General features: G+C 53.1%; 20 protein-coding genes and 1 riboswitch. Of the genes, 6 read left to right on the top strand and 14 right to left on the bottom strand.

Annotated features, from left to right (window positions below):
• Window positions 1-7 precede the first annotated feature (7 nt).
• The 5 genes from rapA to araB form a co-directional block, all read right to left on the bottom strand.
• The gene (gene rapA / locus ACJHW7_RS06965; RefSeq protein WP_021556401.1) at window positions 8-2,914 is read right to left on the bottom strand and encodes an RNA polymerase-associated protein RapA; all 2,907 of its coding nucleotides are present in this window, start codon (window positions 2,912-2,914) and stop codon (window positions 8-10) included.
• A 163-nt stretch (window positions 2,915-3,077) separates the two neighbouring features.
• Complete coding sequence (polB, locus tag ACJHW7_RS06960) at window positions 3,078-5,429, bottom strand: DNA polymerase II (protein ID WP_021556402.1); 2,352 nt, start codon at window positions 5,427-5,429, stop codon at window positions 3,078-3,080.
• A 74-nt stretch (window positions 5,430-5,503) separates the two neighbouring features.
• Complete coding sequence (araD, locus tag ACJHW7_RS06955) at window positions 5,504-6,199, bottom strand: L-ribulose-5-phosphate 4-epimerase (protein WP_000888658.1); 696 nt, start codon at window positions 6,197-6,199, stop codon at window positions 5,504-5,506.
• Window positions 6,200-6,367: 168 nt separating this feature from the next.
• Window positions 6,368-7,870, bottom strand: a complete 1,503-nt coding sequence (gene araA, locus ACJHW7_RS06950) for an L-arabinose isomerase (RefSeq protein ID WP_000151726.1) — start codon at window positions 7,868-7,870, stop codon at window positions 6,368-6,370.
• A gap of 10 nt (window positions 7,871-7,880) precedes the next feature.
• Window positions 7,881-9,581: a ribulokinase gene (gene araB / locus ACJHW7_RS06945; RefSeq protein WP_021556403.1), complete on the bottom strand. Its 1,701-nt coding sequence runs from the start codon at window positions 9,579-9,581 to the stop codon at window positions 7,881-7,883.
• Window positions 9,582-9,919: 338 nt separating this feature from the next.
• On the opposite strand from araB, the gene araC reads away from it, so the two are divergent.
• Together araC and ACJHW7_RS06935 are read left to right on the top strand one after the other, a co-directional pair.
• Entirely contained in the window at window positions 9,920-10,798 is an 879-nt protein-coding gene (araC, locus tag ACJHW7_RS06940; RefSeq protein ID WP_001300811.1) for an arabinose operon transcriptional regulator AraC, read from the top strand.
• Window positions 10,799-10,883: 85 nt separating this feature from the next.
• Complete coding sequence (locus tag ACJHW7_RS06935; protein WP_021556404.1) at window positions 10,884-11,648, top strand: DedA family protein; 765 nt, start codon at window positions 10,884-10,886, stop codon at window positions 11,646-11,648.
• An 86-nt stretch (window positions 11,649-11,734) separates the two neighbouring features.
• On the opposite strand, the gene thiQ is transcribed toward ACJHW7_RS06935, so the two are convergent.
• The 3 genes from thiQ to thiB are packed head-to-tail and all read right to left on the bottom strand — an operon-like array spanning window position 11,735 to window position 14,986.
• Window positions 11,735-12,433 carry a thiamine ABC transporter ATP-binding protein ThiQ gene (gene thiQ, locus ACJHW7_RS06930; protein WP_021556405.1) on the bottom strand — a complete coding sequence of 233 codons (699 nt, stop codon included), beginning with the start codon at window positions 12,431-12,433 and terminating at the stop codon, window positions 11,735-11,737.
• Entirely contained in the window at window positions 12,417-14,027 is a 1,611-nt protein-coding gene (thiP, locus tag ACJHW7_RS06925) for a thiamine/thiamine pyrophosphate ABC transporter permease ThiP (protein WP_021556406.1), read from the bottom strand. The genes thiQ and thiP overlap by 17 nt, the downstream gene beginning before the upstream one ends.
• Window positions 14,003-14,986 (bottom strand): thiamine ABC transporter substrate binding subunit, encoded by a 984-nt coding sequence (gene thiB, locus ACJHW7_RS06920; RefSeq protein WP_001301364.1) that lies wholly within the window; start codon window positions 14,984-14,986, stop codon window positions 14,003-14,005. The genes thiP and thiB overlap by 25 nt, the downstream gene beginning before the upstream one ends.
• Window positions 14,987-15,016: 30 nt before the next feature.
• Window positions 15,017-15,116, bottom strand: a riboswitch (TPP riboswitch).
• A 241-nt stretch (window positions 15,117-15,357) separates the two neighbouring features.
• Here thiB and espY2 point away from each other — a divergent pair.
• Window positions 15,358-15,927 carry a T3SS effector EspY2 gene (gene espY2, locus ACJHW7_RS06915; RefSeq protein ID WP_021556407.1) on the top strand — a complete coding sequence of 190 codons (570 nt, stop codon included), beginning with the start codon at window positions 15,358-15,360 and terminating at the stop codon, window positions 15,925-15,927.
• A 229-nt stretch (window positions 15,928-16,156) separates the two neighbouring features.
• Here the strand turns inward: espY2 and sgrR are convergent, their stop codons facing one another.
• Entirely contained in the window at window positions 16,157-17,815 is a 1,659-nt protein-coding gene (sgrR, locus tag ACJHW7_RS06910; RefSeq protein ID WP_040234484.1) for a DNA-binding transcriptional regulator SgrR, read from the bottom strand.
• Window positions 17,816-17,903: 88 nt separating this feature from the next.
• On the opposite strand from sgrR, the gene sgrT reads away from it, so the two are divergent.
• Together sgrT and setA are read left to right on the top strand one after the other, a co-directional pair.
• Entirely contained in the window at window positions 17,904-18,035 is a 132-nt protein-coding gene (sgrT, locus tag ACJHW7_RS06905) for a glucose uptake inhibitor SgrT (protein ID WP_001248770.1), read from the top strand.
• 101 nt (window positions 18,036-18,136) lie between these two features.
• Window positions 18,137-19,315 (top strand): sugar efflux transporter SetA, encoded by a 1,179-nt coding sequence (setA, locus tag ACJHW7_RS06900; RefSeq protein WP_000637846.1) that lies wholly within the window; start codon window positions 18,137-18,139, stop codon window positions 19,313-19,315.
• Between the two features lie 48 nt (window positions 19,316-19,363).
• On the opposite strand, the gene leuD is transcribed toward setA, so the two are convergent.
• From leuD to leuL, 5 genes are all read right to left on the bottom strand, one after another.
• Window positions 19,364-19,969 (bottom strand): 3-isopropylmalate dehydratase small subunit, encoded by a 606-nt coding sequence (gene leuD / locus ACJHW7_RS06895; RefSeq protein ID WP_000818228.1) that lies wholly within the window; start codon window positions 19,967-19,969, stop codon window positions 19,364-19,366.
• A 10-nt stretch (window positions 19,970-19,979) separates the two neighbouring features.
• Complete coding sequence (leuC, locus tag ACJHW7_RS06890; RefSeq protein ID WP_001140652.1) at window positions 19,980-21,380, bottom strand: 3-isopropylmalate dehydratase large subunit; 1,401 nt, start codon at window positions 21,378-21,380, stop codon at window positions 19,980-19,982.
• Between the two features lie 2 nt (window positions 21,381-21,382).
• Complete coding sequence (leuB, locus tag ACJHW7_RS06885) at window positions 21,383-22,474, bottom strand: 3-isopropylmalate dehydrogenase (RefSeq protein ID WP_000042353.1); 1,092 nt, start codon at window positions 22,472-22,474, stop codon at window positions 21,383-21,385.
• On the bottom strand, window positions 22,474-24,045 hold the full coding sequence (gene leuA, locus ACJHW7_RS06880) for a 2-isopropylmalate synthase (protein ID WP_040234486.1): 1,572 nt from the start codon (window positions 24,043-24,045) through the stop codon (window positions 22,474-22,476). Before leuA ends, leuB begins: the two co-directional genes overlap by 1 nt.
• Window positions 24,046-24,137: 92 nt before the next feature.
• Window positions 24,138-24,224 (bottom strand): leu operon leader peptide, encoded by an 87-nt coding sequence (leuL, locus tag ACJHW7_RS06875; protein ID WP_001300467.1) that lies wholly within the window; start codon window positions 24,222-24,224, stop codon window positions 24,138-24,140.
• A 659-nt stretch (window positions 24,225-24,883) separates the two neighbouring features.
• On the opposite strand from leuL, the gene leuO reads away from it, so the two are divergent.
• The gene (gene leuO / locus ACJHW7_RS06870; RefSeq protein WP_001297362.1) at window positions 24,884-25,828 is read left to right on the top strand and encodes a transcriptional regulator LeuO; all 945 of its coding nucleotides are present in this window, start codon (window positions 24,884-24,886) and stop codon (window positions 25,826-25,828) included.
• Window positions 25,829-25,948: the final 120 nt, after the last annotated feature.

Here is a 25,948-nt window from a genome sequence, read left to right as displayed (position 1 = left end):
GGCTCCGTTACTGATGCGTTACAACGATCAAACGCAGGGCATCCAGACGCCAGCCTGCCTGATCCAGGCTTTCCATTACCTGCTGACGGTTGCTCTCAATGGCGGTCAGTTCGTCGTCACGAATGTTCGGGTTCACTGCGCGCAGCGCTTCCAGACGAGACAGCTCGGCAGACAGTTTTTCGTCGGCTTCGTTACGTGCGGCATCAATCAGTGCACGGGCAGATTTCTCGATCTGTGCTTCACCCAACTGAAGGATAGCGTGAACATCCTGCTGCACGGCATTAACCAGTTTGCTGCCGGTGTGACGGTTAACCGCGTTAAGCTGGCGGTTAAAGGTTTCAAACTCCACCTGGGCCGCCAGGTTGTTGCCATTTTTATCCAGCAGCATACGTACCGGCGTCGGTGGCAGGAAGCGGTTGAGCTGCAACTGCTTCGGCGCCTGGGCTTCGACCACGTAAATCAGTTCCACCAACAGCGTACCTACCGGTAACGCTTTGTTTTTCAACAGTGAAATCGTGCTGCTACCAGTATCGCCAGAAAGGATCAGATCCAGACCGTTGCGGATCAGCGGATGCTCCCAGGTAATAAACTGTGCATCTTCACGCGCCAGCGCCACTTCACGATCAAAGGTGATGGTGATGCCATCTTCCGACAGGCCAGGGAAGTCCGGCACCAGCATATGATCGGACGGGGTCAGCACGATCATGTTGTCGCCGCGATCGTCCTGATTGATACCGATAATATCGAACAGGTTCATGGCGAAGGCGATCAGGTTGGTATCGTCATCCTGCTCTTCAATGCTTTCTGCCAGTGCCTGGGCTTTTTCGCCACCGTTGGAGTGGATTTCCAGCAGGCGGTCACGCCCCTGTTCCAGTTGTGCTTTCAGCGCTTCATGTTGCTCGCGGCAGTTTTTGATCAGATCGTCAAAGCCTTCGGTTTGATCCGGTGAAGCCAGATAGTTAATCAGATCGTTGTATACGCTATCGTAAATAGTGCGTCCGGTCGGGCAGGTGTGCTCGAATGCATCCAGACCTTCGTGATACCAGCGCACCAGCACCGACTGAGCAGTTTTTTCCAGATAAGGCACATGGATCTGAATATCGTGCGCCTGACCGATACGATCCAGACGACCAATACGCTGCTCCAGCAGATCCGGGTTGAATGGCAGGTCAAACATCACCATGTGGCTGGCGAACTGGAAGTTACGTCCTTCAGAACCGATTTCCGAGCACAGCAGTACCTGTGCGCCGGTGTCTTCTTCAGCAAACCAGGCGGCAGCGCGGTCACGCTCAATAATCGACATGCCTTCGTGGAACACAGCAGCGCGGATACCTTCACGTTCGCGCAGTACTTGCTCCAGTTGCAGCGCAGTGGCAGCTTTAGCGCAGATCACCAGCACTTTCTGAGAGCGATGGCTGGTCAGGTAGCCCATCAGCCACTCAACGCGCGGATCGAAGTTCCACCAGGTGGCGTTATCACCTTCAAATTCCTGATAAATACGCTCCGGGTAGAGCATATCGCGAGCACGATCTTCCGCACTTTTACGTGCGCCCATAATGCCGGAGACTTTAATAGCCGTCTGATACTGCGTCGGTAGCGGCAGCTTAATGGTGTGCAGCTCGCGTTTCGGGAATCCTTTCACACCGTTACGGGTGTTACGGAACAGCACGCGGCTGGTGCCGTGGCGATCCATCAGCATCGAAACCAGTTCCTGACGGGCGCTCTGGGCATCTTCGCTGTCGCTGTTTGCTGCTTGCAACAGCGGCTCGATATCCTGCTCGCCGATCATCTCGCCAAGCATGTTCAGTTCGTCATTGCTCAGTTTGTTACCTGCCAGCAGCATGGCAACGGCGTCCGCAACCGGACGATAATTTTTCTGCTCTTCAACGAACTGCGCAAAATCGTGGAAACGGTTCGGGTCCAGCAGACGCAGACGGGCGAAGTGGCTTTCCATCCCCAGCTGTTCCGGGGTCGCGGTCAGCAGCAGAACGCCCGGCACGTGCTCTGCCAGTTGTTCAATGGCCTGATATTCACGGCTTGGCGCATCTTCTCTCCACACCAGGTGATGCGCTTCATCGACCACCAGCAGGTCCCATTCGGCTTCACAGAGATGTTCCAGGCGCTGTTTGCTACGACGGGCAAAATCCAGCGAGCAAATCACCAGCTGTTCGGTGTCGAACGGGTTGTAAGCATCGTGCTGAGCTTCGGCATAACGCTCATCATCAAACAGCGCAAAGCGCAGGTTGAAACGGCGCAGCATTTCTACCAGCCACTGATGCTGTAAGGTTTCCGGGACGATAATCAGCACACGTTCAGCAGCGCCAGAGAGCAGTTGCTGATGAAGGATCATCCCGGCTTCAATGGTTTTCCCTAAACCCACTTCGTCAGCCAGCAGGACGCGCGGCGCGTGGCGGCGGCCAACATCATGAGCGATGTTGAGCTGGTGCGGGATCAGGCTGGTACGCTGACCGCGCAGGCCGCTGTACGGCATACGGAACTGTTCGCTGGAATACTTACGCGCGCGATAACGCAGCGCAAAGCGGTCCATACGGTCAATCTGCCCGGCAAACAGGCGGTCCTGCGGTTTGCTGAACACCAGTTTGCTATCAAGGAAAACTTCACGCAGGGCTACGCCGGACTCTTCAGTATCCAGGCGAGTACCGATATAGGTCAGCAAGCCATTTTCTTCTTTTACTTCTTCGACTTGCATCTGCCAGCCGTCATGGCTGGTAATGGTATCACCAGGGTTGAACATCACGCGGGTCACGGGGGAATCACTGCGTGCGTACAGACGGTTTTCACCAGTAGATGGGAAAAGTAAAGTGACAGTTCGCGCATCCACCGCGACAACGGTTCCAAGTCCCAATTCGCTTTCTGTATCGCTGATCCAGCGTTGACCAAGTGTAAAAGGCATATGTGTTCGGCTCTATATCTTTAATTGCAGGCAATAACCACCCGCTACCGTGCTTATGAGGTAGTGGTGTTATTCAGGTCCAGGAATGGAAAGGGCGCTATGGTACTGGATGGCAAAGCATTCGTCACGCATCAAAATGGTATCTGGCGAACTCTTTTTTTGCTCAAAATAGCCCAAGTTGCCCGGTCATAAGTGTAGCAAAATTATCCTCAATAAAAGGGAGTATTCCCTCCGCCACGGGTTGTAGCTGGCGGGTCAGATAGTGTTCGTAATCCAGTGGTGAACGTTGGTAGTCCAGCGGCTCCGGGCCGTTGGTGGTCCATACGTACTTAATGGTACCGCGGTTCTGATATTGCAAGGGGCGACCGCGCTTTTGGTTTTCTTCATCGGCAAGACGAGCGGCGCGTACATGAGGCGGAACATTACGCTGATATTCGCTCAGCGGACGGCGAAGGCGTTTACGGTAAACCAGCCGCGCATCCAGTTCACCCGCCATCAGTTTGTCGATGGTTTCGCGGACGTACTCCTGATATGGCTCGTTGCGGAAGATACGCAGGTAAAGCTCCTGCTGAAACTGCTGGGCCAGCGGCGTCCAGTCCGTACGCACGGTTTCCAGCCCTTTAAACACCATCCGCTGTTTGTCGCCCTCCTGAATCAGCCCGGCATAACGCTTTTTACTGCCGGTATCGGCTCCGCGAATGGTTGGCATCAGAAAACGGCAGAAATGGGTTTCATACTCCAGTTCCAGTGCGCTGGTCAGCTGTTGTTTTTGCAGCGTTTCCGCCCACCAGGCGTTAACGTGCTGCACCAGTACACGACCGATTTTCGCCGCTTCTTCTTCCGAATGTGCGCCTTTCAGCCAGACAAACGTTGAGTCGGTATCGCCGTAGATCACGTCGTAGCCCTGCGCTTCAATCAACGCTTTGGTTTGCCGCATGATCTGATGACCACGCATGGTGATCGACGATGCCAGCCGCGGATCGAAGAAGCGGCAGGCGGTGGTGCCGAGCACGCCATAAAAGGCATTCATGATGATTTTCAGCGCCTGCGACAGCGGCTTATTACCCTGACGTTTGGCTTCATCGCGCCCGTGCCAGATGTTAGTCACAATCTCCGGCAGGCAATGTTTTTCTCGCGAGAACCAGGCATCGAGAAAGCCTTCGGTGCTGTGCTCTGGATCAGGCTGCGCCATGCCTTCCACCAGCCCGACGGGATCAATCAGAAAGGTGCGGATGATCGACGGGTACAGGCTTTTGTAGTCCAGCACCAGCACCGAATCATAAAGCCCAGGTCGCGAATCCATCACGTAGCCGCCAGGGCTGGCGTGCGGCGGCACTTCGCCGAGATTAGGCGCGACATAACCAGCGCGATGCATCCGGGGAAAATAGAGATGACCAAACGCCGCCACCGATCCCCCGTGGCGGTCTACCGGCAGGCCGTTCACCGTTGCTCGTTCGAGCAAAAACGGCATGATTTCAGTTTTATGGAAAATCTGCGTCACCAGCTCGCAATCTTTCAGGTTATAAGTCGCCAGCGCAGGTTTATCTTCGGCGAAACGGCGGTCAATTTCGTCCATTCGATCCCACGGGTTATCGATAGATTTTCCTTCGCCTAATAGCTCCTGAGCGACAGTTTCCAGCGAGAATGAAGAGAAATTCCAGAACGCGGATTTCAGCGCCTCGATACCGTCGATAATTAGCCGCCCTTTAGCCTGGGCAAAAAAGACGCCGTTTTTAAAGCCGTGCTCGCGCCACTCCAGCTCGCTGTTATCGCGCCCCAGCCGCAGCGGAATACGATAACGCTCGGCATGTTTTTGCAGCATTCGCAGATCGAATTGCACCACGTTCCAACCGATGATCACATCAGGATCGTAGTTGGCAAACCAGGCGTTAAGTTTTTCCAGTAGCTGCGGGCGACTGGCGACGTATTCCAGTTCGAAATCGAGCGCGGAAGCGTTGCCATTCTCCGGCCCCAGCATATAAACGATGCGCTGCCCGCAGCCCTCCAGGCCGATGCAGTACAGCTCACCGTGGCGGGTGGTTTCAATATCAATAGACACCCACTTGAGCGGCGGGCGATAGTCGGGATGCGGTTTCAGACGGGCATTAACGATAGCGCCATTGTGCATATCACCCTCGACCCACACCGGCGAGGTGATAAATCGCTCCATCAGATAGCGTTCTGGCGGGCGCACATCGGCCTCGTAGACGGTAACGCCACCTTCACGCAGGCGCTTTTCGTAATTCATCAACTGGCGATGGGCGCGACAGTAAAGGCCATACACCGGCTGGCGGTGAAAATCCTTTAACGCCAGCGGCGTCAGGCGAAAGCCTTGTTCACCCCGCAAAATATGCTGAGCGCGGGGAACCTGATCGGCGGGAATAAACGCCACGGACTCTTGCGGCGCAAGGAAAACCTGCAACGGCCCGTTGTCCGTCGCCAGCCAGAAGGAGACCTCTGTTCCTTGCGGGGTATCCCGCCAGTGTCGGGTTAAGATAAAACCTGCCTGCGCCACGCTGAAAATCCATCAAAAAACCAGGCTTGATTATAGCCTGGTTTCATTTGATTGGCTGTGGTTTTATACAGTCATTACTGCCCGTAATATGCCTTCGCGCCATGCTTACGCAGATAGTGTTTATCCAGCAGCGTTTGCTGCATATCCGGTAACTGCGGCGCTAACTGACGGCAGAATATCCCCATATAAGCGACCTCTTCCAGCACGATGGCGTTATGCACCGCATCTTCGGCATTTTTGCCCCATGCAAATGGGCCGTGAGAATGGACCAGAACGCCGGGCATTTGCGCTGCATCGATACCCTGTTTTTCGAAGGTTTCTACGATGACGTTACCGGTTTCCCACTCATATTCGCCGTTGATTTCTGCGTCGGTCATTTTGCGGGTGCAGGGAATGGTGCCGTAGAAATAGTCGGCGTGGGTGGTACCAGTTGCTGGAATCGACTGACCCGCCTGCGCCCAGATGGTGGCGTGGCGCGAGTGTGTGTGCACAATGCCGCCAATGGACGGGAATGCCTGATAGAGCAGCCGGTGAGTTGGCGTGTCGGAGGAGGGCTTTTTCGTACCTTCAACCACTTCACCGGTTTCGATGCTGACCACGACCATATCGTCGGCGGTCATGATGCTGTAATCGACGCCGGAAGGTTTGATCACAAAGACGCCGCGCTCGCGATCAACGGCGCTGACGTTGCCCCAGGTGAGCGTGACCAGGTTATGTTTTGGCAGCGCCAAATTGGCTTCTAATACCTGGCGTTTGAGATCTTCTAACATGTTGACTCCTGAGAGGTCGTTTCCCCTCACCCCGGCCCTCTCCCCAAAGGGGCGAGGGGGAAAACAATGCCGGATGCGCTTTGCTTATCCGGCCTACAAAATCACAGCGTGTAGGCCTGATAAGACGCGTCAGCGTCGCATCAGGCGTTACACACCTGATGCGGCTACTTAGCGACGAAATCCGTAATACACTTCGTTCCAGCGCAGCGCGTCTTTAAACGCTGGCAGGCGGGTGTCGTTATCAATCACCGTGATTTCAATGTCGTGCATCTCGGCGAACTGGCGCATATCGTTGAGGTTCAGCGCATGGCTGAAGACGGTATGGTGCGCGCCACCTGCGAGGATCCACGCTTCGGAAGCAGTTGGCAGATCCGGTTGCGCTTTCCACAGCGCATTCGCCACCGGCAGTTTCGGCAGGGAGTGCGGTGTTTTCACCGTGTCGATGCAGTTAACCAGTAGACGGTAACGATCGCCGAGATCAATCAGGCTGGCGACAATCGCTGGGCCGGTTTGGGTATTGAAGATCAGGCGGGCAGGATCGTCCTTACCACCAATACCGAGATGCTGAACGTCGAGGATCGGTTTCTCTTCTGCGGCGATCGACGGGCAGACTTCCAGCATGTGGGAGCCGAGCACCAGGTCATTGCCTTTCTCGAAGTGATAGGTGTAGTCCTCCATAAAGGAGGTGCCGCCCTGCAGACCGGTTGACATCACCTTCATGATGCGAAGCAGGGCGGCGGTTTTCCAGTCGCCTTCGCCCGCAAAGCCGTAACCCTGCTGCATCAGACGCTGTACGGCCAGACCTGGAAGCTGTTTCAGACCGTGCAAATCTTCAAAGGTGGTGGTGAACGCGTGGAAGCCACCTTGTTCCAGGAAACGTTTCATCCCCAGCTCAATACGCGCCGCTTCCAGCACGTTCTGTCGTTTTTCGCCGTGGATTTGTGTGGCAGGCGTCATGGTGTAGCAGCTTTCGTACTCATCGACCAGCGCGTTAACATCGCCGTCGCTGATGGAGTTCACCACCTGCACCAGATCGCCAACCGCCCAGGTATTGACGGAGAAACCGAACTTGATTTGTGCGGCAACTTTATCGCCATCGGTGACCGCCACTTCACGCATGTTATCGCCAAAACGGCAGACTTTCAGATGACGGGTATCCTGTTTAGAGACCGCCTGACGCATCCAGGAGCCGATACGCTCATGGGCTTGTTTATCCTGCCAGTGACCGGTAACCACGGCATGTTGCTGACGCATACGCGCGCCAATGAAGCCGAACTCGCGACCGCCGTGCGCGGTCTGGTTCAGGTTCATAAAATCCATATCGATACTGTCCCACGGCAGCGCCGCGTTAAACTGGGTGTGGAATTGCAGCAACGGTTTGTTGAGCATGGTCAGGCCGTTGATCCACATTTTGGCCGGGGAGAAGGTGTGCAGCCACACCACCAGACCAGCGCAACGATCGTCGTAATTCGCGTCGCGGCAAATAGCGGTGATTTCATCCGGCGTGGTGCCCAGCGGTTTCAACACCAGTTTGCAGGGCAGTTTCGCTTCCGTATTCAGCGCATTAACGACGTGCTCGGCATGTTGGGTGACCTGACGCAGGGTTTCCGGGCCATACAGATGCTGGCTGCCAATTACAAACCACACTTCATAATTATCAAAAATCGTCATTATCGTGTCCTTATAGAGTCGGAACGGCCTGGGCAGCCTGTGCCGGGGCGGAAGTTGGAAGATAGTGTTGTTCGGCGCTCATCGCCCATTGCTGATAGCGGCGATAAAGCTGTTCAAAGCGTTGTGCCTGCTCGCTGCACGGTTGCAGGGTTTTCTCTACCGCACTGGCCATTTTTTGCTGGGCTGATGGGATGTCTGCGTGCACTTTCGCGGCGACGGCAGCAAAAATCGCCGCACCGAGCGCACAGCACTGGTCAGAGGCAACAATTTGCAGCGGGCGATTCAGCACGTCGCAGCAGGCCTGCATAATGACCTGGTTTTTCCGCGCGATGCCGCCCAGCGCCATCACGTTATTGACGGCGATCCCCTGATCGGTAAAGCACTCCATGATTGCGCGTGCGCCAAAGGCGGTGGCAGCAATCAAACCGCCGAACAGCAGCGGAGCATCGGTAGCGAGGTTAAGATCGGTAATCACCCCTTTCAGGCGTTGGTTAGCGTTCGGTGTGCGGCGGCCGTTAAACCAGTCGAGCACCACCGGCATGTGATCCAGAGACGGATTTTTGGCCCATGCTTCGGTCAGCGCCGGAAGCAGTTGTTTCTGGCTGGCGTTAATTTGCTCTTTTAGTTCCGGATGCTGGGCGGCAAGCTGTTCCAGCGGCCAGCCGAGTACGCGACCGAACCAGGCGTAGATATCACCAAACGCCGATTGGCCTGCTTCCAGACCGATAAATCCAGGCACCACGCTGCCATCAACCTGACCGCAAATACCTTTCACTGCCCGCTCGCCAACGCTCTGTTTGTCGGCAATCAGAATGTCGCAGGTGGAAGTACCGATAACTTTTACCAGTGCGTTAGGCTGTGCGCCTGCGCCAACTGCGCCCATATGGCAGTCAAACGCGCCGCCGGAAATCACCACGCTTTCAGGCAGGCCGAGACGCTGCGCCCATTCCGGGCATAAGGTGCCCACCGGAATATCGGCAGTCCAGGTGTCAGTGAACAGCGGGGAAGGCAAATGGCGATTGAGGATCGGGTCCAGCTCATCAAAGAAACTGGCTGGCGGCAGGCCGCCCCAGCTTTCGTGCCACAGAGATTTATGCCCGGCGCTGCAACGTCCGCGACGAATATCCTGCGGGCGGGTGGTACCGGAAAGCAGAGCTGGCACCCAGTCGCACAGCTCAATCCACGATGCGGCAGATTGCGCCACGGCGCTGTCCTGGCGAGTCACATGCAGGATTTTTGCCCAGAACCATTCGCTGGAATAAATACCGCCAATATAGCGGGAGTAGTCAACGTTGCCCGGCGCGTGGCACAAACGGGTAATCTCTTCCGCTTCTTCAACCGCAGTGTGGTCTTTCCACAATACGAACATCGCGTTCGGGTTTTCGGCAAACTCCGGGCGCAGCGCCAGCACGTTACCGTCGGCATCAATCGGTGCGGGCGTCGAGCCGGTACTGTCAACGCCAATCCCGACCACAGCTGCGCGCTGTTCGACGCTAAGCTCTGCAAGCACGGTTTTCAGTGCCGCTTCCATTGACTCAATGTAGTCACGCGGATGATGACGGAACTGGTTATTCGGGGCATCACAAAATTGCCCTTTTTGCCAACGGGGATACCACTCTACGCTGGTGGCGATCTCTTCACCGCTGGCGCAGTCCACCGCCAAAGCTCGCACAGAATCACTGCCAAAATCGAGGCCAATTGCAATCGCCATCGTTTCACTCCATCCAAAAAAACGGGTATGGAGAAACAGTAGAGAGTTGCGATAAAAAGCGTCAGGTAGGATCCGCTAATCTTATGGATAAAAATGCTATGGCATAGCAAAGTGTGACGCCGTGCAAATAATCAATGTGGACTTTTCTGCCGTGATTATAGACACTTTTGTTACGCGTTTTTGTCATGGCTTTGGTCCCGCTTTGTTACAGAATGCTTTTAATAAGCGGGGTTACCGGTTGGGTTAGCGAGAAGAGCCAGTAAAAGACGCAGTGACGGCAATATCTGATGCAATATGGACAATTGGTTTCTTCTCTGAATGGCGGGAGTATGAAAAGTATGGCTGAAGCGCAAAATGATCCCCTGCTGCCGGGATACTCGTTTAACGCCCATCTGGTGGCGGGTTTAACGCCGATTGAGGCCAACGGTTATCTCGATTTTTTTATCGACCGACCGCTGGGAATGAAAGGTTATATTCTCAATCTCACCATTCGCGGTCAGGGGGTGGTGAAAAATCAGGGACGAGAATTTGTCTGCCGACCGGGTGATATTTTGCTGTTCCCGCCAGGAGAGATTCATCACTACGGTCGTCATCCGGAGGCTCGCGAATGGTATCACCAGTGGGTTTACTTTCGTCCGCGCGCCTACTGGCATGAATGGCTTAACTGGCCATCAATATTTGCCAATACGGGTTTCTTTCGCCCGGATGAAGCGCACCAGCCGCATTTCAGCGACCTGTTTGGGCAAATCATTAACGCCGGGCAAGGGGAAGGGCGCTATTCGGAGCTGCTGGCGATAAATCTGCTTGAGCAATTGTTACTGCGGCGCATGGAAGCGATTAACGAGTCGCTCCATCCACCGATGGATAATCGGGTACGCGAGGCTTGTCAGTACATCAGCGATCACCTGGCAGACAGCAATTTTGATATCGCCAGCGTCGCACAGCATGTTTGCTTGTCGCCGTCGCGTCTGTCACATCTTTTCCGCCAGCAGTTAGGGATTAGCGTCTTAAGCTGGCGCGAGGACCAACGCATCAGCCAGGCGAAGCTGCTTTTGAGCACCACCCGGATGCCTATCGCCACCGTCGGTCGCAATGTTGGTTTTGACGATCAACTCTATTTCTCGCGAGTATTTAAAAAATGCACCGGGGCCAGCCCGAGCGAGTTCCGTGCCGGTTGTGAAGAAAAAGTGAATGATGTAGCCGTCAAGTTGTCATAATTGGTAACGAATCAGACAATTGACGGCTTGACGGAGTAGCATAGGGTTTGCAGAATCCCTGCTTCGTCCATTTGACAGGCACATTATGCAAGCATTGCTGGAACACTTTATTACCCAATCCACCGTGTATTCATTGATGGCGGTGGTGTTGGTGGCCTTTCTGGAGTCGCTGGCGCTGGTCGGTTTGATTCTACCCGGTACGGTGCTGATGGCGGGGCTGGGAGCGCTGATTGGCAGCGGCGAGTTAAGTTTCTGGCACGCCTGGCTGGCAGGGATCGTCGGTTGTCTGCTGGGCGACTGGATCTCCTTCTGGCTGGGCTGGCGTTTTAAAAAGCCGTTGCATCGCTGGTCATTTCTGAAGAAGAACAAAGCATTACTCGATAAAACTGAACATGCGTTGCATCAACACAGCATGTTCACCATTCTGGTCGGTCGTTTTGTTGGCCCGACGCGTCCGCTGGTGCCAATGGTGGCGGGAATGCTGGATCTGCCGGTGGCTAAATTTATTACGCCGAATATTATCGGCTGCCTGCTGTGGCCGCCGTTTTACTTCCTGCCAGGGATTCTGGCGGGCGCGGCGATCGATATTCCAGCCGGAATGCAGAGCGGTGAGTTTAAATGGTTGCTGCTGGCGACGGCGGTATTTTTGTGGGTTGGTGGCTGGCTGTGCTGGCGGTTATGGCGCAGTGGTAAAGCGACTGACCGTTTGAGTCATTATTTGTCCTACGGTCGTTTGTTGTGGCTGACGCCGTTGATTTCTGCCATCGGCGTGGTGGCGCTGGTGGTGTTAATTCGCCATCCGTTAATGCCGGTGTATATCGATATTTTGCGTAAAGTGGTTGGAGTTTAGGGCATAGTCTTGTGTGGGGCGCTTGATGCGGACAAAATGCACCCGTAGGTCGGATAAGGCGTTCACGCCGCATCCGACAGTGCATATTAACCTGTAATTCCCAACAGCGCCGAAGCACTCGCCTTACCGCTCAACAACTCATTGGTCATACCCTGCCAGGCGATGCGCCCGTCGGCGACTACTACCGAGCGCGTGGCGATCCGCGCCGCATCTTCCACGCTGTGCGACACCATCAATAGCGTCATTTTTTGCTGCTGGCAGCTCGTGCTCACCAGCGTCAACATCTCCTGACGTAACGCCGGATCGAGCGCAGAGAACGGTTCATCGAGCAATAAAATCGGCTGTTCGCGTACCAGACAACGCGCTAACGCCACTCGCTGTCGCTGACCGCCGGAAAGCTCGCCAGGTAACCGCGCCATTAAATTATCAATCCCCATCTGACGGGAAATCGCGTGCATTTTCTCCTGCTGTGCCGCGTTCAGTTTCAATCCCGGATTTAGCCCCAGCCCGATGTTCTGCGCGACCGTCAGGTGGCTGAACAGGTTGTTCTCCTGAAACAGCATCGACACCGGACGGCGTGACGGCGGCGTCGTGGTGTGATCAACGCCATCGATAGTCAGCGAACCGCTGGCTGGCGTCAGAAAACCGGCAATCAAATTCAGCAGGGTACTTTTACCCGCGCCGCTTGGCCCGAGGATCGCCACCTGCTCGCCGCGTTCCACCGTTAAGCTAAAACGCATCGGCAAATGGTGGTAAAGCCAGGTGATATCAGTCAGTTTTAACATTTCGCCCCGGTAGTTTTTCAATCACGGTAAACAGCAGAAAACAGAGTAGTAGCAGAATTAACGCGGTGACCGCGCCGTCCTGGCTGCGATAGGAGCCAATTTGCTGGTAGAGATAAAACGGCAGGGTACGGAAATCATCGTTACCGAACAACGCCACCACGCCAAAATCACCAATCGACAGCACACAAGCAAAGGCCAGCGCCTGTGCCAGCGGACGTTTCAGAGCGCGCAGTTCCACCACTTTCAAGCGCGACCAGCCTTCAATCCCCAGCGACTGACACAACATGCTGTAGCGGGCGGTGATATCGCGCATCGGGTTTTCCAGTACTTTCAGGGCGTAGGGGATCGCCATTAACGCATTGGTGAAAATCACAATGCCGTCAGCAGATTGCGGCAGGCCAATGGTGCTGTTGAGCAGTAAAAAGAAGCCCGTTGCTAGCACAATCCCCGGCATGGCGAGGATCAACATGCCACTCATCTCCAGCGCCTGACCCGCCAGCATTTTCTGCCGCGCCCGCAGTTCGCGACTGCTCCATAGCAGCATCATGGTCAGCACTACGCACAATACGCCTGCCGCCAGCGCAATACGCAACGAGGTCCACAGCGCCTGCCACAGTACCGGTTGTGCCAGCAATTCCGGCAACTGGCGATTTACCCCATCGACGATCACCGCCAGTAACGGTGGAAGCAACAGCAGCAGCGCCAGCACAATTAACACCGTGTCGCAAATGCGGCTATGCAGACGATCGTCCGGGTCGCGCCAGCCTTGCAGCAGCGTGGTGCCGGGCGCAATGGCCTTACTCAGTCGCTGACTCAACAGCACCAGCCCAAGGCAACACACCATCTGGATCAGCGCCAGCATCGCCGCGCGGGCAGGATCGTAGTCGTAACTCAGTGCCTGATAGATTGCCAGCTCGATAGTGGTCGCCTGCGGACCGCCGCCCAGCGACAGTACGGTGGCGAAGCTGGCGAAACAGAGCATAAAGATAAGCGCAGCAACCGGCGGGATTTGTCTCCGTAACCACGGCCATTCGACGAAGCGGAAAAAATGCCAGCCGCGCATCCCAAGCTGGGCGGCAAGCTGACGTTGTTCGCCGGGAATGTTTTCCAGTGCCTGGAGTAATAAGCGGCTCGCCATCGGTAGATTAAAAAATACGTGCGCCAGCAAAATACCTTGCAGGCCGTAGGGCGAAAAGGTCCACTCCAGACCGAGCGATTGGCAGAGCGATGCCAGCCAGCCCTGGCGACCATAGACGCTAAGAATGCCGAAAACAGCAACCAGCACCGGGAGGATCAAGGTCATTGCGCACAGACGCAACAGCGCCAGCCGACCCGGAAAGCGCCTGCGATAGAGCGCGCGGGCGAGGAATATCGCGGGTACGACAGAGAGTAGCGCCGAGAGAAACGCCTGCCAGAAGGAGAAGCGCACCACATGCCACAGGTAGCTGTCCTGCCAGACTGCCGACCAGTCACCCTGCGGCGCGTTCCACCACAGGGCGAGAAACGCCGCCAGCGCAACCGCTATCACCAGCGTGGCGGCGCTTACACCTGGAATTAACCAGCCGGGAATTAACGGCTGACGGCGCGTTGCCATTCGCTAATCCATGCCTGACGTTGTGCCGCCACTTCGGCTGGCGTGAACTCCAGCGTGGTTGCGGGTTTGGTCAATTTTTCAAAACCGGCAGGCAGCGTGACGTTTGCCACCGGATACATCCAGTTGCCGGTTGGGATCGCATTCTGGAAAGCCGGAGAAACCATAAACTGGAGGAATTTTTGCGCCAGCTCCGGCTGCTTGCTGGCAGCGGTGCGAGCGGCGACTTCCACTTGCAGATAGTGACCTTCGCTGAAGTTCGCGGCGGCGTAGTTATCTTTCTTCTCTTCGAGAATGTGATAAGCCGGAGAGGTGGTGTAACTCAGTACCAGATCGCTTTCACCTTTTAAAAACAGGCCGTAGGCTTCGCTCCAGCCTTTGGTGACCGTGACCGTTTTCTTCGCCAGTTTCTGCCAGGCTTGTGGGGCGTCATCGCCATAGACTTTTTGCATCCATAGCAACAGACCCAGCCCCGGTGTACTGGTGCGCGGATCCTGATAAATCACCCGCCAGTTTTGATCGCTCTCAACCAGTTCTTTCAGGCTTTGTGGCGGGTTTTTCAGTTTGTTCTTGTCATAAACGAAGGCGAAGTAGCCATAATCAAACGGTACGAAAGTGTCATTATTCCAGCCGCCGGGAACGTTAACGGCATCCGCTGCCACACCGCTTTTGGCAAACAGTCCGGTTTTACTGGCGGCGTCTAACAGGTTGTTATCCAGCCCCAGCACCACATCGGCTTTACTGTTTTTGCCTTCCATCCGTAGACGGTTGAGAAGCGAAACGCCATCTTCCAGCGCCACCAGTTTCAGTTCGCAATTACAGTCGGCTTCAAAGGCTTTTTTAACCACCGGACCAGGCCCCCAGTCGGCGGCGAAGGAATCGTAGGTATAAACAGTCAGAACGGGTTTAGCGAAAACGGGCGCTGTGCACAGCAACAGCAGGGGAAGACATTTTTTTAACACTTTGCACCTCAAAAAAGAGTGGCAAAGGACTTGAGAAGGAGCCTCAAATCCCTTCGCCGGCGTTATCCGGATCAGGTTCGACGGGTATTTTCTCAGCGCACGCGTCCGCGTGGCACCCCGTTGAGAACGGCGTTAGTGTAGTGATTTTGTTATCAACCAGCAATCCATAGAGAAGGCGTATTAAAAAAGCCAATATTCGTTCAGCTATCAAGAGCGTATTTGCATAGCTGGAGAGCGTTGATCCGAAAGAATCCCCTTAGCACAGTCAAAATCGGTAACGCAACGGCTTATTACGTGAATGAGCGATTTTTGACAGTATTCTTATTCAAGACGCTTATTCTGAGTTTTTTACTCAGAGTGGAGCTATCAGCATGAAAGTAAGAAACCCAGAACAGATTAGTATCCCTGCTAGTAATACCACTAAAGATCCAGGCCTTACTAATTCTCAGATTATCAGGATGGTTAACTTGGTCCAAAAGACCGAGAATATGAATATCTTTGAAGAGCTATGGGAGACGTTACGCAATCTCTTCCGGTCAGATAAACATTCCCAGGCTGCGGCAAGGCAAATTCTGAAGGATGCATTTTATTTCCAGAATAGTGATGACTACTCAAAATACTTTACCGGGGCTGTCGACGGGAAGGCGCGTGATCAGTTAACTCACTGGCTGATAAAATTTAATGAACTCAAAGAATACGCAAAAGATCCGGAAAATATGGCCGCGAAGGCCTCACTCTCGCCAGAAGGTACGTTATGCGTCAGTTTTTTTATTGGCGATGAGGCGATATTTACTCTGGAGTTGCAGCTGAAAAAGAGCACCAGGACCGGGGGCATTGATCTGAGTAATGCTTACTTTAACGGGGTTGTCATTTGTGGTATTGACTGTCTCGAGGTTGACCTGAGCAATGCTGAAACGAACAATAGCAGATGGTATGACTGACCTGCGCGAGGTTAACCTGAAAAAGCTGACCTTTCCGGCCAGAACACGGCTAGACTGCGCCGTTATTGATTAACTCAGAATATGAAAGAGGGGCTGGAATGCCCCTTCTTTAATCTTATTTGCGACTCTAATCAGACGATGCATAAAACAGAGAAAATATAAAAGTAATGTATTTTATTCATTCCGTCTGAATATAAAAAACGCGCTCATGACCGCCAAAAGGCGCAAGCTACTCTGGATCCGGCGGCGCAAACCACGCTGATTTAAAATCGAACCAGCCGAGGGTGTTCATGCGTAGGCCGCGCATACTGCGTTGCCCCTGAATGATCAGCCAGTGGTGGATAAGTGGCACCATTGCTTTACTGGCGACCAGTTGCTGGCACCAGTTCGCCAGATTCATCTCGCCATTGCGCCAGCGGGCGGCGTCGGCTTGCCAGTCGATCGGAATACAGTGTTGGAGCAGCGGCACCTCGCACAAGTGCGCGAACAGCGAAAAATCCAGCGGTAGCGTAAAGTTGGCGCTGTTAAGCCAGATATCGCTCTCGATCTCTCCTTCATGCCACTGATCGTAGCTGATCTCTTTGATTTCCAGTGTGACCTGGTGGCTTGCCAGAATCTGCTGCATGATCCCGGCAATCACCCGATGCTCACTGTGATCCTGATAAAAGGTCAGGGTGAGGCTTTCCAGACCAGCCGGTTTTTCGCTCTTTATGGTGCGGGCATGATGCCAACGGGGGAGCAGTCCATAAGCCGGGAACCACAGTTGCTGGTACTGTTCCTCAGCGAAATAGACCAGATTAGTTGGAGAAAGCACATAGCTTACCCAGTCCCTGACTTGCTGATTCGCCCCGCGATGGGTGCGGCTATCGAACAGTAAATAGTAACAACCTTCCTCCAGTCGGCTTTCAATCTCTTTTTCCTCGCCCTGTGGGCCTTTCAGCATCAGCCCTCCAGCGGGTTCATCGGCAATTTCCGGCAAGACCCAGACGTTAACTTCGTCGATTAATGCCCGATAACCGAAGAAATCGTCGAATGCCTGAATTTTCAGTTGGTTGGTGCTGTTACGCATTACTGCATACGGACCGGTGCCGATAGGGTGGCTGGCAAAGTTACTGAGGGTTTCCCATTCGCACGGCAGGATCATCGCCGGAACTTGCCCCAGCAGTAACGGCAACCAGCGGTCCGGCTGCGTGAGATGGATATCCAGCGTCCAGGGCGTCGGCGACACAATGTCCGCAATATGCGAATAGAGCGGCAGCGTATTGATTCGTTTTAAAGAGGCGATCACGTCGTCCATTTCCAGTTCACGACCATGATGAAAATGGACTCCTGGACGCAAAAAGAAACGCCAGTGAAGCGGTGATATTTGCTGCCAGTGGTGGGCGATGTCTGCTTCCAGTTCCCCATTTTCCTCATTTATGCGCGTTAGGGAACTGAAGATTTGCCGGGCAATATGGGTTTCGGAACGGCGCAATGCGCTGCCAGGTAGCAGATTACGCAACGGACGATAGTAGAGCACGCGCAGGATGTGCCGCCCCTGGCGGAAGCTGCGGCCCAGATGAGAAACCAGCATTTGCCGCACAGTCGCTTTGTCGCCAACCAACTGCACTAGTTGGTCGATACGATCCTGCTCCAGCAGGTCTTCCGCCCGCTGTTGCTGAAGCGCCAGCCCGGTATAGAGGAATGTCAGACGCGAGCGTTTACCGCGCCCGACTTCCGCTTCCCACGTCAGCCAGCCGCGATCCTGCATGGTGTTGAGCAGGGTGCGCATATGACGACGCGAGCAGCTCAATAACGCTGCCAGTTCGTTGAGCGTTGTGTCCTGCGATTTACCCTCGCAGCATTGCCACAGGCGGATGAACTGTTGTTGCAGACGAGCAGATGGCATAAAAGGGGAACTCCTGCGCAAAAGACAGCAATTTTATTTTCCCTATATTAAGTCAATAATTCCTAACGATGAAGCAAGGAGGTGCCCCATGCGTCAGTTTTATCAGCACTATTTTACCGCGACAGCGAAGTTGTGCTGGTTGCGTTGGTTAAGCGTCCCACAACGATTAACCATGCTTGAAGGACTGATGCAGTGGGATGACCGCAATTCTGAAAGTTGACTTGCCTGCATCATGTGTGACTGAGTATTGGTGTAAAATCACCCGCCAGCAGATTATACCTGCTGGTTTTTTTTATTCTCGCCGCGCTAAAAAGGGAACGTATGATCTGGATAATGACGATGGCTCGCCGTATGAACGGTGTTTACGCGGCATTTATGCTGGTCGCTTTTATGATGGGGGTGGCCGGGGCGCTACAGGCTCCTACATTGAGCTTATTTCTGAGTCGTGAGGTTGGCGCGCAACCTTTCTGGATCGGACTCTTTTATACGGTGAATGCTATTGCTGGGATCGGCGTAAGCCTCTGGTTGGCAAAACGTTCTGACAGTCAGGGCGATCGGCGAAAACTGATTATATTTTGCTGTTTGATGGCTATCGGCAATGCGCTATTGTTTGCATTTAATCGTCATTATCTGACGCTTATCACCTGTGGTGTGCTTCTGGCATCTCTGGCCAATACGGCAATGCCACAGTTATTTGCTCTGGCGCGGGAATATGCGGATAACTCGGCGCGAGAAGTGGTGATGTTTAGCTCGGTGATGCGTGCGCAGCTTTCTCTGGCATGGGTTATCGGTCCACCGTTGGCCTTTATGCTGGCGTTGAATTACGGCTTTACGGTGATGTTTTCGATTGCCGCCGGGATATTCACACTCAGTCTGGTATTGATTGCATTTATGCTTCCGTCTGTGGCGCGGGTAGAACTGCCGTCGGAAAATGCTTTATCAATGCAAGGTGGCTGGCAGGATAGTAACGTACGGATGTTATTTGTCGCCTCGACGTTAATGTGGACCTGCAACACCATGTACATTATTGATATGCCGTTGTGGATCAGTAGCGAGTTAGGATTGCCAGACAAACTGGCGGGTTTCCTGATGGGGACGGCAGCTGGACTGGAAATACCAGCAATGATTCTGGCTGGCTACTATGTCAAACGTTATGGTAAGCGGCGAATGATGGTCATAGCAGTGGCGGCAGGAGTACTGTTTTACACCGGATTGATTTTCTTTCATAGCCGTATGGCGTTGATGACGCTGCAACTTTTTAACGCTGTATTTATCGGCATTGTTGCGGGTATTGGGATGCTATGGTTTCAGGATTTAATGCCTGGAAGAGCGGGGGCAGCTACCACCTTATTTACTAACAGTATTTCTACCGGGGTAATTCTGGCTGGCGTTATTCAGGGAGCAATTGCACAAAGTTGGGGGCACTTTGCTGTCTACTGGGTAATTGCGGTTATTTCTGTTGTCGCATTATTTTTAACCGCAAAGGTTAAAGACGTTTGATGACGTGGACGATAGCGGAAAGCCCGGTCATTTGACCGGGCAAGGGGATTAATTCATAAACGCAGGTTGTTTTGCTTCATAAGCGGCAATGGCGTCGTCGTGCTGCAAGGTAAGCCCAATACTGTCCAGACCGTTCATCATGCAGTGGCGGCGGAAGGCATCGATGGTAAAGCGATAGGTTTTCTCTCCCGCTTTCACCTCTTGCGCTTCCAGATCCACGTCGAAATGGATCCCCGGATTGGCTTTCACCAGCGCAAACAGTTCGTCCACTTCTGCATCGCTTAATTTCACCGGCAGCAGCTGGTTGTTAAAGCTATTGCCGTAGAAGATGTCAGCAAAACTCGGCGCAATCACCACTTTAAAACCGTAGTCGGTCAATGCCCAGGGCGCGTGCTCACGCGAGGAGCCACAGCCGAAGTTTTCTCGTGCCAGCAAAATGGAAGCGCCCTGATACTGCGGGAAGTTCAGCACGAAGTCCGGGTTTGGCTGTTGGCCTTTTTCATCGAGAAAACGCCAGTCGTTAAACAGATGCGCGCCAAAACCCGTACGGGTCACTTTCTGCAAAAACTGTTTCGGGATGATTGCATCGGTATCGACATTGGCGGCATCCAGCGGAACCACCAGGCCTGTGTGTTTGATAAATTTCTCTGCCATGGTGTGCTCCTTATTTAATGTTGCGAATGTCGGCGAAATGTCCGGTCACAGCAGCAGCGGCAGCCATTGCCGGGCTGACCAGATGCGTGCGCCCGCCGCGCCCCTGGCGGCCTTCAAAGTTACGGTTGCTGGTGGATGCACAACGTTCGCCCGGATTCAGACGGTCGTTGTTCATCGCCAGACACATTGAGCAGCCAGGCAAGCGCCATTCAAAACCGGCTTCAATAAAGATTTTATCCAGACCTTCCGCTTCCGCCTGGGCTTTTACCGGGCCAGAGCCGGGAACCACCAGTGCCTGCACGCCTGGCGCGACTTTTCGCCCTTTGGCGATCTCCGCTGCCGCGCGTAAATCTTCAATGCGCGAGTTGGTACAGGAACCGATAAACACTTTGTCGATAGCCACTTCGGTCAGCGGAATGCCCGGTTTCAGCCCCATATAGGCCAGCGCTTTTTCTGCCGACGCGCGTTCAACCGGATCGGCAAACGAAGCCGGATCGGGAATATTGTCGTTCACGGAAATCACCTGGCCTGGATTGGTGCCCCAGGTGACCTGCGGTGAAATTTCTTCTGCTTGCAGAGTGACAACGGTATCGAAAGTTGCGCCTTCGTCGGTTTGCAGGGTTTTCCAGTAGGCAACGGCGTCGTCGAAATCTTTGCCTTTCGGCGCATGCAAACGGCCTTTGACATAGTTAAAGGTGGTTTCGTCCGGTGCAACCAGACCGGCTTTTGCGCCCATTTCGATTGCCATATTGCACAGGGTCATACGACCTTCCATGCTTAAATCACGAATTGCTTCGCCGCAAAACTCCACCACATGCCCGGTGCCGCCTGCGCTGCCAGTTTTACCGATAATTGCCAGCACGATATCTTTTGCTGTAATACCCGGCGCGGCTTTGCCCTGGACTTCAATTTTCATGGTCTTCGCACGGCCCTGTTTCAGGGTTTGTGTTGCCAGTACGTGTTCAACTTCGGAAGTGCCGATACCAAAGGCCAGTGCGCCAAACGCGCCGTGGGTGGCGGTATGCGAGTCGCCGCAGACAATGGTCATCCCCGGCAAGGTGACGCCCTGTTCCGGCCCCATTACGTGGACGATCCCCTGATACGGGTGATTCAGGTCATACAGCTCGACGCCAAATTCTTTGCAGTTTTTAATCAGCTCCTGCATCTGGATGCGCGCCATTTCACCACAGGCATTAATGTCTTTGGTCTGGGTAGAGACGTTGTGATCCATAGTGGCGAAGGTTTTGCCCGGCTGACGTACCGGGCGACCGTGGGCGCGCAGACCATCAAACGCCTGCGGTGAGGTCACTTCATGCACCAGGTGGCGGTCGATATATAACAGCGGGGTTTCGTTTTCGGCTTCGTACACTACGTGAGCGTCGAATAATTTTTCGTATAACGTTTTAGCCATGATTACACCCCTTCTGCCACATAGCGGGCAATGATATCGCCCATTTCATCGGTACTAACGGCGGCAGCGCCACGGGCTAAATCCCCGGTGCGAATGCCTTCTTCTAATGCGCGGTTAATGGCGCGTTCAATGGCGCAAGCCGCATCATCGGCATCCAGGCTGTAGCGCAGCAGCAGTGCCAGCGACAGAATTTGCGCAATCGGGTTGGCGATGTTTTTGCCTGCGATATCTGGTGCTGAGCCGCCTGCCGGTTCATACAGACCAAAACCTTGCTCGTTCAGGCTGGCGGAAGGCAACATCCCCATCGAGCCAGTGATCATTGCGCACTCGTCAGACAGAATGTCGCCAAACAGGTTGGAGCACAGCAGAACGTCAAACTGTGATGGATCTTTAATCAGCTGCATGGTGGCGTTGTCGATGTACATATGCGCCAGTTCGACATCCGGGTATTCCGTGGCGATCTCGTTGACGATTTCACGCCATAAAATAGAGGATTGCAGCACGTTAGCTTTGTCGATTGAGGTGACTTTGTGGCGACGTTTACGAGCAGATTCAAACGCGATGCGGGCAATACGCTCGATCTCAAAACGGTGATACACCTCGGTATCAAACGCTTTTTCATATTGTCCGCTACCTTCGCGGCCTTTTGGCTGACCGAAATAGATGCCGCCGGTCAGTTCGCGCACGCACAGGATGTCGAAGCCGTTAGCGGCAATGTCTGCACGCAGCGGACAGAATGCTTCCAGCCCCTGATACAGTTTTGCCGGGCGCAGGTTGCTGAATAATTTGAAGTGCTTACGCAAAGGCAACAGCGCGCCGCGTTCTGGTTGCTGGTCTGGTGGTAAATGTTCCCATTTCGGACCGCCTACCGAGCCAAACAGCACGGCATCGGCTTGCTCACAACCTTCAACCGTTGCAGGCGGCAGTGGTTGCCCGTGGTTATCAATGGCTGCGCCGCCTACATCGTAATGGCTGGTGGTGATGCGCATCGCAAAGCGGTTGCGCACGGCATCCAGCACTTTCAGCGCCTGGGTCATCACTTCCGGACCAATACCGTCCCCCGGCAATACGGCAATATGGTAATTCTTCGACATCACACGGTTTCCTTGTTGTTTTCGTTGTGTTGAGCTTTGCGTTGCAACTCTTTTTCGACTTCTGCGGCGCGCCAGATATTGTTCAGTACGTGCACCATGGCTTTGGCGGAGGACTCGACAATATCGGTGGCCAGGCCGACGCCGTGGAAGCGGCGACCGTTGTAGTTGGCGACAATATCCACCTGACCCAGAGCATCTTTACCGTGACCTTTAGCAGTCAGGCTGTATTTCACCAGTTCGACGTTATAGTCAGTGATGCGGTTTATCGCCTGATAGACGGCATCGACCGGACCGTTACCGTTGGCGGCTTCTGCTTTGACTTCTTCGCCGCAGGCCAGTTTGACGGCGGCGGTGGCGATATCGTTAGAGCCAGACTGCACGCTGAAGTAATCCAGACGGAAATGCTCCGGCTCTTCTTGCTGCTTACCGATGAAGGCCAGCGCCTCCAGATCGTAATCAAACACCTGACCTTTTTTGTCCGCCAGCTTCAGGAAAGCGTCGTACAAATTGTCTAAATTATATTCACTTTCTTTATACCCCATCTCATCCATGCGATGTTTCACCGCCGCACGCCCCGAACGAGAGGTCAGATTCAGCTGGATTTGGTTCAGACCAATAGATTCTGGTGTCATGATTTCGTAGTTTTCGCGGTTTTTCAGCACGCCATCCTGGTGGATACCGGAGGAGTGTGCGAATGCGCCGCTGCCAACAATGGCTTTGTTTGCCGGGATCGGCATATTACAAATCTGGCTAACTAACTGGCTGGTGCGCCATATCTCCTGGTGATTAATGGCGGTGTGGACGTTGAGAATATCCTTACGAACTTTAATCGCCATGATGACTTCTTCCAGCGAACAGTTACCGGCACGCTCGCCGATCCCGTTCATTGCACCTTCCACCTGGCGTGCACCGGCATGTACCGCCGCCAGTGAGTTGCCGACCGCCAGGCCTAAATCGTCGTGGGTATGTACGGAAATAATGGCTTTGTCGATGTTAGGTACGCGTTCATACAGGCCGCTGATGATTCCGGCGAACTCAAACGGCATGGTGTAGCCCACGGTGTCCGGAATGTTGATGGTGGTGGCACCGGCATTAATCGCCGCTTCGACCATTCGCGCCAGATCGGCAATGGGTGTACGCCCGGCATCTTCGCAAGAAAATTCAACATCATCGGTGTAATTACGGGCGCGTTTCACCATATAGATAGCGCGTTCGATCACTTCATCCAGCGTGCTGCGCAGCTTGGTGGCGATGTGCATTGGCGAAGTGGCAATAAAGGTATGAATACGGAAGGCTTCGGCGACTTTCAGGGATTCGGCCGCCACGTCGATATCTTTCTCCACGCAGCGAGCTAACGCACATACGCGGCTGTTTTTAACCTGGCGGGCGATGGTTTGCACCGATTCAAAATCGCCCGGCGAAGAGACGGGGAAACCGACTTCCATCACGTCAACACCCATACGCTCAAGGGCCAGCGCAATTTGCAGTTTTTCTTTCACACTCAAGCTTGCCTGTAACGCCTGTTCACCGTCGCGCAATGTGGTATCGAAAATAATGACTTGCTGGCTCATGGTTTGGGTCCTTGTCTCTTTTAGAGCGCCTCGCTTCGGGCATAAAAAAACCCGCGCAATGGCGCGGGTTTTTTGTTTGACTGCGTGCTGGCTTAATGCTGGATGCCGCTCACTCGTCTACCGCGCAAAGAAGATGCGTTTAGTAGTAGTAGACCGATAAAGCGAACGATGTGAGTCATTAAATCAGCTCCAGATGAATGCGATATGCTTTTAGAGTTACTGGATACAAAAACGGATGTCAACCCTGACGCAATAAAAACGTCCCGCCAGCGTGAGTTCTGCACCCGTAAAATTAGCTAATTGTGCTGCGGTGGTTAAAGTAAGCGATATTAATTTCTGCTTAACTACCGACGCTTTTCATCGGTTGACATATTTCAGCATAAATTTTTGCATCTAATCAACGAGGAAAAAGGGGACAAAATGCACGCGTTGCAAAACCTATCCTGATGATTTGTATTGAATTATATGTTTTGCGATTTTTTTTGATATTGATTTGGTGAATATTATTGATCAATTAATGTTAAGAATTAATGCATTAAATATATAAATTAATTATTAAATAAGCACATTTAATCCATTTTGTAGATGATTGAGTATTCGCGGTAGTTATGATTAGATTGTTTTCGCAACAAAAACATTATGGATTATTATGCTGTGGTAAATGACTCATTCCACGGCAATGGATTCTGTTTTTATCAGAACCCGTATCTTTATGTTTTCCGAATTTTACTCATTTTGCTTTTTCTTATTTTATATGCATGATAAATCATATTCTTCAGGATTATTTCTCTGCATTCCAATAAGGGAAAGGGAGTTAAGTGTGACAGTGGAGTTAAGTATGCCAGAGGTACAAACAGATCATTCAGAGACGGCGGAGTTAAGCAAGCCACAGCTACGCATGGTCGATCTCAACTTATTAACCGTTTTCGATGCCGTGATGCAGGAGCAAAACATTACCCGTGCCGCTCATGTTCTGGGTATGTCGCAACCTGCGGTCAGTAACGCTGTTGCACGCCTGAAGGTGATGTTTAATGACGAGCTTTTTGTTCGTTATGGCCGTGGTATTCAACCGACTGCTCGCGCATTTCAACTTTTTGGCTCAGTTCGTCAGGCATTGCAACTAGTACAAAATGAATTGCCTGGTTCAGGTTTTGAACCCGCGAGCAGTGAACGTGTATTTCATCTTTGTGTTTGCAGCCCGTTAGACAGCATTCTGACCTCGCAGATTTATAATCACATTGAGCAGATTGCGCCAAATATACATGTTATGTTCAAGTCTTCATTAAATCAGAACACTGAACATCAGCTGCGTTATCAGGAAACGGAGTTTGTGATTAGTTATGAAGACTTCCATCGTCCTGAATTTACCAGCGTGCCATTATTTAAAGATGAAATGGTGCTGGTAGCCAGCAAAAATCATCCAACAATTAAGGGCCCGTTACTGAAACATGATGTTTATAACGAACAACATGCGGCGGTTTCGCTCGATCGTTTCGCGTCATTTAGTCAACCTTGGTATGACACGGTAGATAAGCAAGCCAGTATCGCGTATCAGGGCATGGCAATGATGAGCGTACTTAGCGTGGTGTCGCAAACGCATTTGGTCGCTATTGCGCCGCGTTGGCTGGCTGAAGAGTTCGCTGAATCCTTAGAATTACAGGTATTACCGCTGCCGTTAAAACAAAATAGCAGAACCTGTTATCTCTCCTGGCATGAAGCTGCCGGGCGCGATAAAGGCCATCAGTGGATGGAAGAGCAATTAGTCTCAATTTGCAAACGCTAACTGAATGCAGAATAGGTCAGGCATGAATGTCTGGTTTATTCTGTATTTTTTATTGAATGTAGAATTTTATTCTGAATGTGTGGGCTCTCTGTTTTAGGATTAATTAAAAAAATAGAGAAA

It is taken from the genome of Escherichia sp. WS1152 (genome assembly GCF_046487665.1).
Classification (GTDB): domain Bacteria; phylum Pseudomonadota; class Gammaproteobacteria; order Enterobacterales; family Enterobacteriaceae; genus Escherichia; species Escherichia coli.
The sequence above is the reverse complement of the archived record's forward strand: the minus strand, read 5'-3'. Positions and strand labels throughout refer to the sequence as shown.